The 15,207-nt window shown below is 55.8% G+C and carries 15 protein-coding genes; 3 read left to right on the forward strand and 12 right to left on the reverse strand.

Features of this window, described 5'->3' with window-relative positions; all coding sequences use genetic code 11:
* Positions 1-32 precede the first annotated feature (32 nt).
* The 3 genes from DTA24_RS26240 to DTA24_RS26250 all read right to left on the reverse strand — a co-directional run bounded on the left by DTA24_RS26240 (position 33) and on the right by DTA24_RS26250 (position 2,193).
* Positions 33-590, reverse strand: a complete 558-nt coding sequence (locus tag DTA24_RS26240) for a fimbrial protein (RefSeq protein WP_074442684.1) — start codon at positions 588-590, stop codon at positions 33-35.
* Between the two features lie 510 nt (positions 591-1,100).
* A complete protein-coding gene (locus tag DTA24_RS26245) occupies positions 1,101-1,790 on the reverse strand; it encodes an LrgB family protein (RefSeq protein WP_008807269.1) in 690 nt (229 codons plus the stop codon).
* The gene (locus DTA24_RS26250) at positions 1,783-2,193 is read right to left on the reverse strand and encodes a CidA/LrgA family protein (protein WP_008807270.1); all 411 of its coding nucleotides are present in this window, start codon (positions 2,191-2,193) and stop codon (positions 1,783-1,785) included. Before DTA24_RS26250 ends, DTA24_RS26245 begins: the two co-directional genes overlap by 8 nt.
* Positions 2,194-2,298: 105 nt before the next feature.
* On the opposite strand from DTA24_RS26250, the gene DTA24_RS26255 reads away from it, so the two are divergent.
* Positions 2,299-3,180 carry a LysR family transcriptional regulator gene (locus tag DTA24_RS26255; RefSeq protein ID WP_012543171.1) on the forward strand — a complete coding sequence of 294 codons (882 nt, stop codon included), beginning with the start codon at positions 2,299-2,301 and terminating at the stop codon, positions 3,178-3,180.
* A 162-nt stretch (positions 3,181-3,342) separates the two neighbouring features.
* On the opposite strand, the gene DTA24_RS26260 is transcribed toward DTA24_RS26255, so the two are convergent.
* From DTA24_RS26260 to soxR, 4 genes are all read right to left on the reverse strand, one after another.
* The gene (locus DTA24_RS26260; RefSeq protein ID WP_012543172.1) at positions 3,343-4,989 is read right to left on the reverse strand and encodes a Na+/H+ antiporter; all 1,647 of its coding nucleotides are present in this window, start codon (positions 4,987-4,989) and stop codon (positions 3,343-3,345) included.
* Positions 4,990-5,136: 147 nt separating this feature from the next.
* Complete coding sequence (locus DTA24_RS26265; protein ID WP_008807272.1) at positions 5,137-6,486, reverse strand: NCS2 family permease; 1,350 nt, start codon at positions 6,484-6,486, stop codon at positions 5,137-5,139.
* 390 nt (positions 6,487-6,876) lie between these two features.
* Positions 6,877-7,545, reverse strand: coding sequence for a glutathione S-transferase family protein (locus DTA24_RS26270; protein WP_012543173.1), 669 nt, complete (start codon positions 7,543-7,545; stop codon positions 6,877-6,879).
* Positions 7,546-7,804: 259 nt separating this feature from the next.
* Positions 7,805-8,263, reverse strand: a complete 459-nt coding sequence (gene soxR / locus DTA24_RS26275; RefSeq protein ID WP_004206331.1) for a redox-sensitive transcriptional activator SoxR — start codon at positions 8,261-8,263, stop codon at positions 7,805-7,807.
* An 84-nt stretch (positions 8,264-8,347) separates the two neighbouring features.
* Between soxR and soxS the strand changes: the two genes are divergently transcribed.
* A complete protein-coding gene (gene soxS, locus DTA24_RS26280) occupies positions 8,348-8,677 on the forward strand; it encodes a superoxide response transcriptional regulator SoxS (protein WP_004151738.1) in 330 nt (109 codons plus the stop codon).
* Here the strand turns inward: soxS and DTA24_RS26285 are convergent.
* A complete protein-coding gene (locus DTA24_RS26285) occupies positions 8,662-10,266 on the reverse strand; it encodes an EAL domain-containing protein (RefSeq protein WP_032731712.1) in 1,605 nt (534 codons plus the stop codon). The two genes, soxS and DTA24_RS26285, sit on opposite strands and share 16 nt — an antisense overlap.
* A gap of 508 nt (positions 10,267-10,774) precedes the next feature.
* Here DTA24_RS26285 and DTA24_RS26290 point away from each other — a divergent pair.
* Positions 10,775-11,056 carry a YjcB family protein gene (locus tag DTA24_RS26290; protein WP_008807275.1) on the forward strand — a complete coding sequence of 94 codons (282 nt, stop codon included), beginning with the start codon at positions 10,775-10,777 and terminating at the stop codon, positions 11,054-11,056.
* 46 nt (positions 11,057-11,102) lie between these two features.
* On the opposite strand, the gene DTA24_RS26295 is transcribed toward DTA24_RS26290, so the two are convergent.
* From DTA24_RS26295 to DTA24_RS26310, 4 genes are read right to left on the reverse strand one after another with little or no spacing between them, the layout of a single operon-like run.
* A complete protein-coding gene (locus DTA24_RS26295) occupies positions 11,103-11,960 on the reverse strand; it encodes an ABC transporter permease (protein WP_012543174.1) in 858 nt (285 codons plus the stop codon).
* The gene (locus tag DTA24_RS26300; protein WP_063105933.1) at positions 11,957-12,790 is read right to left on the reverse strand and encodes an ABC transporter permease; all 834 of its coding nucleotides are present in this window, start codon (positions 12,788-12,790) and stop codon (positions 11,957-11,959) included. The genes DTA24_RS26295 and DTA24_RS26300 overlap by 4 nt, the downstream gene beginning before the upstream one ends.
* 60 nt (positions 12,791-12,850) lie before the next feature.
* Positions 12,851-13,990 (reverse strand): extracellular solute-binding protein, encoded by a 1,140-nt coding sequence (locus DTA24_RS26305; RefSeq protein WP_008807278.1) that lies wholly within the window; start codon positions 13,988-13,990, stop codon positions 12,851-12,853.
* Between the two features lie 29 nt (positions 13,991-14,019).
* Positions 14,020-15,051 carry an ABC transporter ATP-binding protein gene (locus tag DTA24_RS26310; protein WP_023323472.1) on the reverse strand — a complete coding sequence of 344 codons (1,032 nt, stop codon included), beginning with the start codon at positions 15,049-15,051 and terminating at the stop codon, positions 14,020-14,022.
* Positions 15,052-15,207: the final 156 nt, after the last annotated feature.

Consider the following 15,207-nt stretch of genomic DNA (forward strand, 5'->3'; position numbering starts at 1 on the left):
ATTCCCCTTTCTCCATTCAACAAAACGCCGAATTAATAATAAGTCACGTTATAAGTCACAGTTGTCTGAACGGTACCTTTCGTCGGATCGGTATCACCCGACTTCACCATTTTAACGGTGAATGGAATGGTTGCGGCACCGGAAGAAATATCGACATCCGAACCCTCTTCATTATTCTTCATCACCTTACCCGCTTCGTCGAAAAGGGCCACAGCAACACCGGTTGCCGGCTCATCAGTCGCCTGGTTTTTAAAATAATCGCTGTTCGCGGTATCGGAAACACCGCCAAAAGTGACGCGAGCGATACTGTTGCCACCGTCTTCCGCGGTCGGGCAATCGGCTAAGCTAAAGGAGAAGTTCTTGGCAGCGCCGAAGGTATACGCTTTCAGATCCGCCACTGAGGTGGTGCCCATATCAATAGCCGTTACGCCGCCGTCAATAGTCGCCGTACAGGTCGTATCGGAAACAACACCATTAAAAGTAATGGTGTTATCGGCCTGAGCAACGGTAGACAGCACGCTGCAGGCAGAGAAAATCAGGGCACCCGCCAGAATTTTTTTACTCATCTTCATATTTATTCCCATATCCATTATAAACGACAATCAGTCCGTCAATTGTTTTATGCAGATATATTAGAGAATGAATTTGCATCCGCGCGGCGTCACATACACATTTACGTGACATATGATTTATGATAATTAATATTATACATAAATAAATGACCAGCATTTGAATCCATTCAATAATACAAGCCCGCGTAAAAAGAATAACGAACAGAGGGTAAAAGCTCAATTATTAATGTAAAAATTGATTTTTAAACAAATCGCCTTAAAAAATGAGAAAAATAAGATGAAGTTCCTTTGAAATCATAGCGATACAAACTTATAAAATTCTTAGAGATAATAAAAAGCCTATACATCATTCGCAATATAATTAGATCAGTATTGATTATGAAATATTTAGTTACAAAGAGAGGATGGTAATAAGAATTGCCTTAATCTTTTCTGATGACCAATAACCGGCATAAACAAAAAGGGGCGAAAATAGTTCACAACTATTCCGCCCCTCAATATTTCATAACAACCGGTTACACGAGAACGCTAAAACAGCAGCCAGCGCACTAACGGCGCCGCCAGCACCACCACTACGCCAGACAGCATCATCACCAGGCTGGCCACCACGCCCTCCTGCTGGCCCAGCTCATAGGAGCGCGCCGTCCCGGCACCATGGGAAGCCGCGCCGAACCCGGCTCCTTTCGCCATCCCTTCCCGGATAGCCAGGCGTAAAAACAGCATATCCCCCACCGCCATGCCAAAGACGCCGGTGATCACCACAAACAGCGCCACCAGATCGGGCTGACCACCGAGCGGTTTCGCCGCCGCCAGCGCAAAGGGCGTGGTCACCGAGCGCACCGCCAGGCTGCGCTGGATTTCATCAGACAACATCAATCCGCGCGCCAGCCATACGGAGCTGGTCACCGCCACCACCACCGCCGTTACCACCCCGGCGCTGAGCGACATCCAGTGGCGTTTGATCACCGCGACATTTTCATAGACCGGGACGGCAAAGGCGATGGTGGCGGGGCCCAGCAGCCACAGCAGCCAGTGGGTCTCTCCCATATAGCTCTGATAAGAGATATGGCCCAGCACCAGGATCAGCACCAGCAGGATCGGCGTGAACACCAGCGGCATCAGCGGCAGTTTATGAAAACGGCGATACAGTCTTTTATTGGCGTAATAGAGACCCAGCGTCGCCACCAGACACAGGACGCTCAGCATGACATCACTCATTTTTTAGCCGGCTCACTTCGTAACGGTAGACCCTGTCGACGACCCAGGCCGTCGCGCCGAGCACCATCAGCGTGCTTAAGGCAATCACCAGGAAAATCCGCCAGCCATCAACCATCAGCAGCTGGGTATAATTGACCACCGCGACCACCGCCGGGACGAAAAACAGCAGCATCTCCGCCAGCAACCAGCGGGCGCCGGCGCGAACCCAGCTCAGGGGGATCACCCGGCAGACGATCAGCAGCAGGAGCATCACCATGCCGACCAGGTTAGCCGGCAGGGGTACCTGCCACCTGTTCACCAGATATTGCGCAAAAATAAATAACCCGACATAAAGGAGCACCTGCAGCGGGATTTGAAGACGCTGCGCCACGGCGGGGGCAACGCGAGCTGGCGCGAAGGCCATGAGCGATATTCCTGAAAAAAAGAAGTCAGGGGTGCAGTATAGAGAGCCGCCGAAGCGGACAGAAATGAATTAAAATCATCGCAGGTATAGTCTCAGGGAATAATTATGGATATCCGAACGCTGCGCTATTTCGTTGAAGTGGTTCGTCAGCAGAGTTTTACTCGCGCGGCGGAAAAGCTGTTCGTCACACAGCCCACCATCAGCAAGATGCTCAAAAATCTCGAAGATGAACTGAACTGCACGCTGTTGATCCGCGATGGCCGTAAACTGCTGCTCACCGATACCGGGCGCGTTGTTTTTGAACGCGGCCAGGCGATCCTTGGCGAGTTCAGCCAGCTGGAGTCAGAACTGAGCGATATCAACCACCTGCATAAAGGGGTGTTGCGGCTTGGCATTCCACCGATGGTCGGGATGCTGATGGCGGAGCCGATCAGCCGCTTCCGCGAGCGCTACCCGGGCGTCGAGCTGAAAATCGCCGAGTTTGGCGGCCTGACGGTCCAGCAGGCGGTCAGCAACGGCGAGCTCGATATGGCGATGACCGCCCTGCCCATCGAAGAGGGTAGCCACCTCACCACCCTGCCGTTGTTCAACCACCCGCTGTGCGTCCTGACGCCAAGAACCGCGCCGTGGGAGGGCGTGACCTCGCTCTCGCCGGCCGAGCTGGCGGCGTATCCGCTGGTCATCTACAACGAAGAATTTGCCCTCAGCCAGCAGCTGATGCGCCTGTTTGCCGAGCATGACGTAAAGCCGCGTATCGCGGTGCGCAGCGGCCAGTGGGATTTTCTCGCCGCGATGGTGCAGGCCGGCATTGGCGTGGCGATCCTGCCCGAGCCGATTTGCCAGCGTCTCGACCCGCAGAACTTTTGCTGGATCCCATTGCAAAGCGAGCTGCGCTGGGAGCTGGGGATGATTTGGCGGGAGGGCGTGTATATGTCGCGCAGCGCTGAGGCCTGGCTGGCGTGCAGTAAAGCGTTCTGGCTGGAATAATTCCCTGGTGACAACGCATTTCACAGAGGAATGGGTAACCCGGGTCAGGCGCTTGCGCCGCTGCCCGGGTTTCCCCCGGTCGCGCTAACGCTTACCGGGGCGACACATTTACTGCAGTCTCGCCAGTAGCCCGAATAAGCGTCGCGCTATCCGGACTAAAGGTTATTGATCTTCGATTAACAGCGCTTCCAGCAGGTCGAGATCGTGCAGCAGCTTCTGCAGCGTCTCGTTACTGATCTGCCGGGTGGCGCGCAGGTGATACAGCTCTCCACGCTCGGAGCGCAGCGCCGCCAGGCGGAAGCGACGCTCCAGACTCTCCTCCAGCATAGAGGTTTCCACGTCGTTACGACCATCGACGCGGCGGCGCAGGTTACCGATCACCCGCGAACTGACTTCGGTCAGCAGCTGATTATCGATATTCTCTTTGGTATCCGCCGCCAGGCGCTCTTCCATCTTCTGGATCGCCACAATCGCCACGTCTGCCGTCGCTGCGCGCGCCAGTCGTTCCTCTTTCCGCTGCTGCACGTTGTCACTCGATTCAATGTGGCGCAGCAGGATCGGCAGCGCAATCACCCCGACGAACAGCGAGAACAGGATCACCCCGGCGGCGAGGAAAATCAGCTCATAGCGCGCAGGGAAAACATTCCCGTCCGGCAGCAACAGCGGAATCGAGAGCACACCGGCGAGGGTAATCGCCCCGCGCACCCCGGCCACAGAGGAGATCAGCAGCTCGCGGGTGGTCCAGGAGCCAAACTCCATCGGTTTCTTCTTCAGGAAGCGCTGACTAAGCTTACGCATCGACCACAGCCAGCCAAAACGCACCAGCATCAGCGCGGCATAGATCAGGATGATGTCGGTAAACAGCATCCAGGTCTCGACGTTGGGGTCAGCTTCCGCCGCCACCAGCGAGCTGGAGAGGATATCCGGCAGCTGCAGGCCCAACAGCAGGAAGACCATGCCGTTGAAGACAAATTCCAGCATCGCCCAGGTGCTGTTAGCGCGCAGACGCATGGCCAGCGGCGCGGTACGCATCACGCCGGAACGGGTGATGGTCATCCCCGCCGCCACCGCCGCCAGGATACCGGAGACACCGATATGTTCGGCAATCAGATAGGAGGCAAACGGCAGCAGGAACAGCAGGACAATCTGCGTGGCGGGTTCATCCCCACCCCAGCGGCTGAGGAAACGCATCGAGCGGCCATACGACCAGCTCACCACAAACCCGGCCAGCACGCCGCCGATCGCCACCTTCAGAAACTCTACGGTCGCGCCGCCAACGGTGAAGACCATGGTGCCCATCGCCACCGCGACGGCAAACTTGAGTGAGACCAGGCCAGAGGCATCGTTCATTAACGCCTCGCCCTGCAGAATACCCATGATTTTTTTCGGTATCCGCCCTTCCCCGACGATGCCGGAGAGCGCCACGGCATCGGTCGGCGAGAGTACGGCCGCCAGCGCGAACGCCGGGATCAGCGGAATGCCAGGCACAATCCAGTAGATCAGAAAGCCGATGCCGACCACCGTCACGACCACCAGCGCCAGCGCCAGACCAAGGATCTCCCGCCCGTGTTCAATAAACTCACGGGTCGGCGTTTTCCAGCCGTCGGCGAACAGCAGCGGCGGGATAAACAGGACCAGAAACAGCTCTGGATCAAATTCAACGTGCAAACCGAAGGTCGGCCACGCCAGAAGCGCGCCAATGGCGATTTGCATCAGTGGGAGTGGAACCTGAAAGGGCAGTACACGCGTCACTACCCCGGACAGTGAGACCACAAGGGTCATGATGAGGATGGTAAAGAATATTTCCATGTGTTCCCTGTTTGCTGCGTTTTCTTTTATACCTGTGAGGCGTCGTGCCTGTGAATCATACGCTACCCAGATTAACGCAAATGGAAACAGGATGTGGCTTAAAAATAAAACGGGCGGCCTGAGCCGCCCGTGAGGAGCACGAAGGGTTTAAATCGCCCAACCGCCGGCGTAAAACGCCACCAGCGCCACGGCGATAATTACCGTACCGAGGTTCAGCTTACGCCACTCGCCGGAGACCAGACGGCCAATCACCAGGGTAGCGAAACCGATCATGATGCCGGTCACGATGTTACAGGTCAGCACGATAAACACCGCGGTGATCAGGCCAGCCATCGCGTCAACGAAGTCGTTGAAATCGATTTTTGCCACGTTGCTCAGCATCAGCAGGCCGACGTACATCAGCGCCGGCGCGGTCGCGTAGGCCGGTACCAGATAAGAGAGCGGGGAGAGGAACAGGATCAGCAGGAACAGGACACCGACCGTCACCGCGGTCAGACCGGTTTTACCGCCAGCCGCGGTACCCGCCGCCGATTCGATATACACCGCCGCTGGCGCCGCGCCAACTAAACCGGAGAAGACGCTGCTCAGGGAGTCGGTGGTCAACGCTTTACCGCCGTTGATGATCTGTCCGTCTTTGTCCAGCAGGTTTGCCTGGCCGGCCACCGCGCGGATAGTACCGGTGGCGTCAAAGACCGCCGTCATCACCAGCGCCAGCACGCTGGGCAGCACGACCGGGTTCAGCGCGCCGATGATGTCGAGGCTGCCGATCAGCGAGTTGCCTTTATCATCGCTCAGGGATGGCATGGCGAAAATACCGGAGAAATGGACGTTCGGATCGAAAATCAGGCCCACAATCGACACACCAATAATGGTCAGCAGAATACCGCCCGGCACCTTCATTTTTTCCAGACCAATGATCACCGCGAGGCCAATCAGCGACATCACCACCGGGAAGCTGGCAAATTTGCCCAGCGCCACCGGCAGACCGTCCAGCGGATTTTTGATCACCAGACCAACGCCGTTGGCGGCGATCAGCAGCAGGAACAGGCCAATCCCGATCCCGGTACCATGCGCCACGCCCTGCGGCAGGTTGCGCAAGATCCAGCTGCGGATGCCGGTCGCGGAAATCACCGTAAACAGGACACCCATCAGGAATACCGCGCCGAGGGCCACCGGAATACTGATCTGCTGCCCCAGCACCAGGCTGAAGGCGGTGAAGGCGGTCAACGAAATGGCGCAGCCGATAGCCATCGGCAGATTTGCCCATAACCCCATCACCAGCGAGCCAACGCCCGCCACCAGACAGGTCGAGACAAACACCGCGGCCGGCGGGAAGCCCGCTTTACCGAGCATGCCCGGCACCACGATGACGGAGTAAACCATCGCCAGAAAGGTAGTAAGACCTGCAACAATCTCCTGACGCACGGTGCTACCGCGCGCCGAAATTTTAAACCAGGCGTCTAATGAACCGCCGGTACGCGCTGAAGGCGTAGACATAGAAAACTTCCCCTGAAAATTTTTATTGTTCGTTGATATGCGTGGTGGACCCTCCACTGCCAGTTAAACGCGATCTCCTTGTACCGAATCGCAGCGCCAGGGGGGCTGCAAAAAAGCAAACGTTTAACTCCGCGCATACACTACGGTGTGTCAACCTTATCTCCTCCCTCTGGATAGCAGAAAAAAGAGGGAGCAAAACAGAAAGGCAAACGATTATCCGGCCTTTAGATAACCCTTTTCAACCGATGTTTATCGTATTTCGCTAAATTTCGCTTATGACGAGCAGAAAATAACCAGACGATGCGCAAACGTTATCGTCTATGCGCAATCCGCTAACAAATTTTTAGTGAGTTGCTTTCATTTGTCGGCGTCATCGGATCCGCTGATACCTCAGGCGCCGGGTAAGGAAAAGGGGCCGCCGCGCTCGATGGCCCGCTGCCAGGCCGGACGCTGCTCCACCCGCTGTCGCCAGGCCTCGATATGGACAAGGTCATGCACGCCACCGCGCGCCAACAGCGCCATCACCGGGAAGCTCATCTGGATATCGGCCATACTCAGTCGCTCGCCGGCAAACCATGGCCGCGTGGCAAGATGGTCGTCAATAAACCGCGCATGGGTGGCCAGCTGGGGATCCAGCCACGCTTTCTGAATGCCCTTGCCCAGCAGGGCGCCCAGCGAGCGGACGCCAAAGGGCACAGGGGGTTTACCCAGGCTGGCGAACACCAGCTTCATTAACAGCAGCGGCATCAGCGAGCCTTCGGCATAGTGCAGCCAGAAGCGGTACTGCAGTTTGTCCTCTATCGCCTGCGGCTTCAGCAGCCCGCCGCTGTCCCAGGTCTCCTGCAAATACTCGAGAATGGCCCCGGACTCCGCCAGCACATAGCCGTTGTCTTCCAGCACCGGCGATTTCCCCAACGGATGGACTTTCTTCAGCGCCGCCGGCGCCAGCATCGACTTTTCCCGCTGATAGCGGACTATCTGATAAGGCAGCTGCAGCTCTTCCAGTGCCCACAGTACGCGTTGCGATCGTGATTGATTAAGATGGTGTACCGTCAGCATGGGCCTCTCCCGTGGTTTGTTCAAATTAACTATAGGAACAGGCGCTCATTGCCGGGAAAATTTCGGCAAAATAGTAAGGAAAAAATGGCAGCAGCTGCCATAGTTAAAGTGTCGACGCAAACCGGAACCTCCATCAACAGATTGCGCAATACTGAGGGACGTCGATGTCGGGGGAAACCCTCTCGTGAACCAGCGAGATAATGCGAAAGACAAAGACCGGAAAACAACTAAAGCGCCCAGTTGTGGCGCTTTAGTTTTATTATTCCTCTTCCAGCAGCCGGGCGCCGGTCCCCTCTTCCCCCAGCTTATCGCCCGGGTTGCGCAGCGGGCAGTCGCGCCGTGATAAACAGCCGCAGCCGATACAGCCGTCGAGCTGGTCGCGCAACGCCGTCAGGGTATGAATACGCCGGTCCAGCTCCTCACGCCACTGCGATGACAGCATCTTCCACTCTTTTGCGCTGAGGTTGTGCCCTTCCGGCAGTACGCCAAACGCGTCGCCGATGGTCGCCAGCGGGATGCCGATGCGTTGCGCAATTTTGATAATCGCCACCGCGCGCAGGACATCGCGCCGGTAGCGCCGCTGGTTGCCGGCATTCCGCTGGCTATGGATCAGGCCTTTACTCTCATAAAAATGGAGAGCCGAGACCGCCACGCCGGTTCGTTTTGCCACTTCCCCGGGCGTCAGCAGCATTTTGATGCGGGGTGATTTCTTTTCCATAAAGCGCTTTACCTCAAGTTAACTTGAGGAATTATACTCGCCCGCAGACAAAACGACGAATCGAGAATTGAGAGAGGCCGCTTTATGTCCCATCAGGATATTATTCAAACACTGATTGAATGGATTGATGAACATATCGATCAACCACTTAACATTGATATAGTCGCCAGAAAGTCAGGATACTCGAAATGGTATCTGCAGCGGATGTTCCGTACCGTAATGCATCAGACGCTGGGTGATTATATTCGTCAGCGCCGCCTGCTGCTGGCGGCGGAAGCGTTGCGAACCACTCAGCGACCTATCTTTGATATCGCGATGGATCTGGGCTACGTCTCGCAGCAAACCTTCTCCCGGGTGTTCCGCCGCGAGTTCGACCGCACTCCCAGCGACTACCGCCATCAGATCTCCGCGTGACGCGGCGGCTGAGGCCTGCTTATGGGCGTGGGAGCATTCGCTAACCACTGCATAAACTCCCGCGCCGGCATGGCTTTCGCAAACAGCCAGCCCTGACAAAATTGCACGCCGCGCTTGTAGAGCCAGCTTACCTGCTCCGGGGTCTCCACCCCTTCCGCGATAGTTTTTAAACGCAGCCCGCGCGCCATCTCGATGATGTGCTCAGCGATCAGATGGCTGGTGTTGTTGGTGGTCAGCGTATCAACGAAGGTTTTATCGATTTTGAGGATATCGACATTCAGCGCGTGCAGATTATGCAGATTCGAGTAGCCGGTACCAAAATCATCGATCGCAATCTCATAGCCTGCTTCGCGGAACGCCTGGATCACCGGCGTCGTTTTCGCCACGTCGATAAACCCGCGCTCGGTCACTTCGATTTTGATCTGTCCGATGCAGACCGCATAGCTGTGCGCTTTCTCACTGATCTGGGAAATCAGCCGCGCCGAGTGGAAATCGGACGCAGAGAGATTGATCGCCACATACAGCTGCGGATGGCTGGCAAGAAACTCACCCATTTCATAAAACAGCTCGTCCACCACGTAGTCCGTGATCTGGGCAATCATGCCTTCATTTTCCGCCAGCGGGATAAACTCCGCCGGGTTCATCACCGGGCCATCAAACCCCGGCCATCGCAGTAGCGCCTCCGCCCCGACGCAGCGGTTATTTTTAATATCGATAATCGGCTGGTAGTGCAGCCGCAGCTGGCGGCAGCTCAGAGCCCGCTGTAGCATATTGCGCGGCGAGTGATACTGGCGGCGGGTTCGTGTCCACACCAGCACCAGTAAAATACTGCAAATGATCCCCAGCGGCAGCGTCAGGCTCGCCTGGTCACAGAAGTTGTGGTAGTAGCTGGCCCGGGAGGTGGACATGATGACCGCGATCGGCCGGATAGCGGAGCGGGCTATCGTATACACCCGACCATTCTGATTAAAAAAAGCATCGCCTTCGCGAATTAACGCCTGGAGTTCGGCGGGCTCAACATTATTACTCAGCGAGAAAAAGAGGTTGGTTTTAGTATCGAAAACGCCATAGGCTAAATCGCGGTCGCTGGCAATCACCGAGCTGAACGAGTAGGGGTTGACCACCACCACATAGGGCCCCTTCTGCATATAATTCATGGCAAAGCCCGGGTAAAACGGCGTATCCCGATAGTAGTAAATCGCCACATCCGGCTTTTTGGTGTAATTCGCCGCGGGCATCCGCCAGCCGGTCTCGGGATGAGCGGACGTTGAACAGATAAAGCGCTGACCGTTGGCGTAGATCAGATCTTCTACATACAGCAGACCGCGAACAATATGCAGTAAATAACGCTGGTGCTCCGCTGAGCATAGCTCACCACGATACCGGCTGGCTTTAAACCGCGCCTGATCCGCTTCCCGGATGACCATTTCTGTTTTTTGCAGCGCCAGCTGCGAAAATGAGTGCAATTGATCAATGGTTTCGGCTTTGGCCCGCAGCTGGGCAAACCACAATGCCAACATCACCGGCAATAAAATAACCAGCCCCATTCCGACAAGTCTGAGCGCCTTATGCGGCGCACTGTCAGCCATTTACGCTTTCATCCATGCGATATGCCTTAATTAAGGTAGCCCGAACACGTTAGCAATCGCGACTGCGATAGACATCAGCAGATATCTGCCAGCCCTTCAGGGCGTCAGCTTTTCAGCTGGTGGTGTTGAATAATACTTATTTATCAGGTATTCGAAAGATATTCTCGTCAGATTAAGAATAGACGCGCATCTGACTCGGTTTCTCCGTGTAATAAACAGGAACTGGTAATAAAACCCGCAGAGTAATAATCATTAGCAAGAGAATGAAAATAAGATAATCGGGTTTTGCTTACCTATATCCACACAAAATCAAAGCTTATTAAGCGCAGCGAAAGCTCATTTTTTGGCTGGCGAATAAAGCACCAAGTGTGATATAGTTCACACAAGTTGATGAAACAGAAATGACGTTTCATCACTCTCTAGTTTGCCAGTCGAGACCAGAGCGCTATGCCATCGTCAGTCGCGCCAGGTCATCCATGGCTCCCCGACTTTCTTTGAGGATAGGTTAATGGCTTCCATTACTACCAGTGTCGTTTTGTTGCGCTGGCCCCTGGTGAGCGCGGTACTGATGTTTCTCGCCAGCTCGTTGAATATCCAGTTACGGAAAAGCGATTATGCCGGTCTGGCAGTGATCTGCAGCTGCCTCGGCCTTGCCGCCGCCTGCTGGTTCGCCACCGGTTTGCTGGGCATCACCCTGATCGATATCGCAAAAATCTGGGGTAATATCAAAGATGTGATGATTGAGGTCATGAGTCAGACGCCGCCAGAATGGCCAATGATGATGACCTGAGGTTAAAAAGCTTCCCACCGGGAAGCTTTTTCGTTTTCTACGGTCCTTACTTCCCCAGTTTCGCCATCATCTCCGGGCGCATAAATTTATGGATCACCACCATAAAGAGCAGCGATGGCACCAGCAAAATCAGCGCCGTAATCGACGAGACCTGATAGTTACCCGACATGCTGGCGTTATAGAGCAGTAGCGGCAGCGTGGTGATATCCGGCGCGCCGACAAAGAAGGTGCCGGTAAACTCATCCAGCGACTCCAGAAAAACGAAGATGCTGGCGGCAACGATCCCCGGCGCCGCCTGCGGCAGCACAATGTGCCAGAAGGTATATACCGGTCCGGCGCCAAGGTTACGCGACGCCCGCGCCAGCAGCGGGTCGATGGATGAGAAGGCTGCCATACAGATCCACACCGAATACATCAGGCCGTGAACGCTATGCACCAGTACCACCCCTGCGATACTGCCGTTCAATCCCCACTGATAAAACAATCGGGCAACATTCATGTATACCGTCAGGTTGGGAAAGGCCTGCGGGATGAGAAACAGCAGCATAAACAGCACCCGCAGCGGCATTTTCCGCCGGGAAAGCGCATAGCCGGCGGGGACGGAAATCAGCAAACAGACCCCCACCGATAACAGGGCGATCAACACGCTGGTTAACAGCGAACCGGACACATCGCTGTATGGATTGAAAACCTGATACCAGTACTTCAAACCCCACTGACTGGGCAGCGAATGGGGAAAATACCAGCTTTCCGCTACGGTCCAGATCAACAGGTTCAGCAACGGGCCAAACATCGCCAGCAGCATAAACAGCAGCAGCAGGGTCTGCAGCGCCAGGCTGGCGCGCACTTTACGGCGCCCTTTTATCCACCATGACGGGGATGAGGCGAGGGTCAGCGCTTTCATGATTCCCCTCCTTTTTGCTGCAGGCTGTGGCGCAGGTAAAACCACGACAGCGCGCCGCAGATCGCCAGCGACACCATACCCAGCGCATTCGCCACCGCGTAATCGCCATAGGAATTCACGCGAAACGCCATATCCACCGTCAGCATCGTCGGCGTTCCGACGCCGATCATCAACGGTACCGACAGCACCGACATCATGGTCACCGTCGACAGCACCAGCGCCACGCCGATGGTCGGCAGGACCTGCGGCAGCATGATATCGAACAGGATCCGCGGCCGGGAGGCGCCAAGGTTACGCGCAGCAAGGATCTGCGACGACTCCAGCGCCGCCATCGCCCCGCAGATCAGCAGCGTGGCAAAGGCCAGTTGCTTCCAGACAAAGGTGATCACTATCCCTTTCCATCCCAGCCAGGAGAGCGTCTCCAGCGGTGTGACCAGGTCGGCCGCCACCAGCGCATTGTTCATCAGGCCATTTTTGGCGAGAAAAGTGCGCATCATCTGGGCGACGACAATAAACGGAATAAACAGCGGTAAGCGATACAAAAAACCCAGCAGACGAACAACGGGTCGGCACGGTGACAGCGCAATCACTGCCGACAGGGTAATGGCGATCAGCGCTAACAGCGCCACTGAGACCAGTACGATAATCAGCGAAAAGAGCACATCAATGGCGTAAAGCGCATAGACCTTGCGGAAGTGATCGAGCGTAAACGGCTGTCCCGGCGCGGTAAACGCCGAGACCAGCGAAAACCCCAGCGGATACAAAAACAGGATCGCGATCATCAGCGCCGCCGGAGCAACCAGCAGCAGATATTTTAATGAACTGGACATAATGCACCTGGCGTCAGCACAAGAAAGCGCCCGGGCCGACAACCCGGGCGGGAGAAGGCGTTAGTTGGCCACCTGGCTTTCGTAACCCTCTTTGATGTCGTCAAAATAGGGAGCGATCGGGAAGCTTTTGCCATACTTTGCCAGCGCTTCCGGCGAGATTTCGGCAAACAGCTTTTGCCAGGTCGCCGTATCCAGCTTCGGCTTCACCTGCCCGGCGTCGATGCCCGGATACCAGTTAAACTGCTTAACGATCCCCTGCGCCTGCACTTCCGGACTGGTGGCCAGCGCGATAAAGTCGCGTGCCAGCTGCGGATTCGCCGCCTTCGCCGGGATGACGTAATACATCGGCTGACCCGGCATACCCGGCGCCAGTAAAGCAAGCTTGATCGAGGGCGGCAGCTTGCCCTGATCTTTCCAGCTATAGAACATATCGACCCACACCGGGCCCATGGCGATTTCCCCCCGGCTCAGCATATCGAGCGTCCCGGCGTTGCCCGGGGTAAAAGTTACGTTTTTATTGAACGCCTTCAGCTTCTCATAGGCCTGCTGCCAGCCTTTTTCGACGCTTTTATCATAGGGCCCGGCGGAGAGACGCTGGGCGTCGGTCCCGTAGGCGTAGATCCAGCCCACCACAAAGCTGACGCCGGACATGCCGTTCTTGATGCCGTTATAGCCAAAAGCCTGCGGATGTTTCTGCGTCCAGGCCACCAGCTCGTCATACGACGCCGGTGGGGTACTGAGCAGATCGCTGTTCCAGGCGATAGCGGTCTGGCTTAAGAACATCGGCATGACGTATCCGTCGACGTTAACGCCCAGCGCCTGAGTGGCGCTCGGCGAACTCACCATGCCGCCGGTCTGAATATCCTGACGGTATTTTTGCAGTAATCCCTTTTCCACCTGCTCACCGCCCGCCTTCTGGTGCACTACCGCGACGTCGATATCCCACTGCTGCGCGCCGCTCTCCTGCTGGGCCGTTAGCTTCTCGCTAATTTTATTCGACCCGGCGTCGCCGGGGCCGGTACCGATCACCCGCACCTTGACGCCGGGATGAGCGGCTTCAAATTTTGGCCCCAGCCAGGTTTTTACATAATCCACCATATTCTGATCGCCCGCGGTGGCGACATTCAGAATGGTGTCGGCCTGTGCGCCAAGGCTCAGGAAGAGGGTCGTTACGATCGCTGCTTTCGTCTTAGTCAACATGGATTGTCCCCAGAATGAACACGCTGATATCACTGTGATAGTGGTAAAGGAAAAATATGCAGGGCCGGCGTTGGCACATGGAGCCGAACGCGGCTTTTTGTCGGCCAGCACTGCGCGGCATCGGCCAGTAGCAGGCGGTCATGACAGCGCACGCTGTGGCGATACAGATTGCCCAGAAACGCGCTTTGCTCCACCACGCCCTCCAGAGCAAGTCCCTCCTGCGGCGCAGGCTGCGTTAATTCAGCGAGCGCGGCATCGGCGCTGCGAAAATAAATAACTTTTTCCCCCTGCTGAGCGGCGGATAAACCGGATATTGCAGCAGCAGATAATTCACCGGAGGTTATTTTATTATCGGCGCCCATAAAATCAGCGACGAAGGGCGTCGCGGGACGTTGATATATTTGTTCCGGGGTGCCAGTTTGTTCAATACGCCCCTGATTTAATACCGCAATGCGGTCCGCCATCACTAAGGCTTCCTGCTGATCGTGGGTGACAATTAATGACGTGAAACCCAGTCTCTTTTGCAGAGATTTAATTTCATGGCGCACATTCAGGCGCACTTTGGCATCCAGATTAGATAACGGCTCATCCAGCACCAGCACCTGGGGCTCTATGGCCAGGGCTCTCGCCAGCGCCACCCGCTGCCGCTGACCGCCCGACAGTTCGGTCACTTTCACCTCGCCAAGTCCCTCAAGATTCACTATTCGCAGCAGCTCCGCCACCCGCCGCGCGATATCCGCCCCGCGCCATTTGCGCAGCTTCAGGCCATAGCCGATATTGCGCGCTACCGTCAGGTGCGGCCACAGGGCGTAGCTTTGAAACACCATGGTGATATTGCGCTGCTCCGGCGCAAGATGGGTGATCGTTCGACTGGCAATAGCCATCTCGCCGCTTTGCACCGGAATAAAGCCGCAGAGCGCGTTCAGCAGCGTGGTTTTTCCGCATCCCGACGGACCCAGCAGGGCAATCATTTCCCCTTGCTCGACCGCCAGATCGATATTATGTAAAACCACGTTATCGCCATAACTAATTTTAAGGCCGGTGATCTGTAAATAACTCATATTCGCTACCTGAAAGCGCTGCTGCGGCATTTTTTTAGCAAGGTGAACACGTGTTCATTTGGCTGTAAAAAAAATGCAACGTTAACTCGACATGATGTGAGCCTACTTTGTCGGGTATTTATGACAATTTAATTAAGCGGCAAAAAATTTTGGCGA

Origin of the sequence: Klebsiella sp. P1CD1 (genome assembly GCF_003790505.1) — a bacterium.
GTDB lineage: Bacteria > Pseudomonadota > Gammaproteobacteria > Enterobacterales > Enterobacteriaceae > Klebsiella > Klebsiella variicola.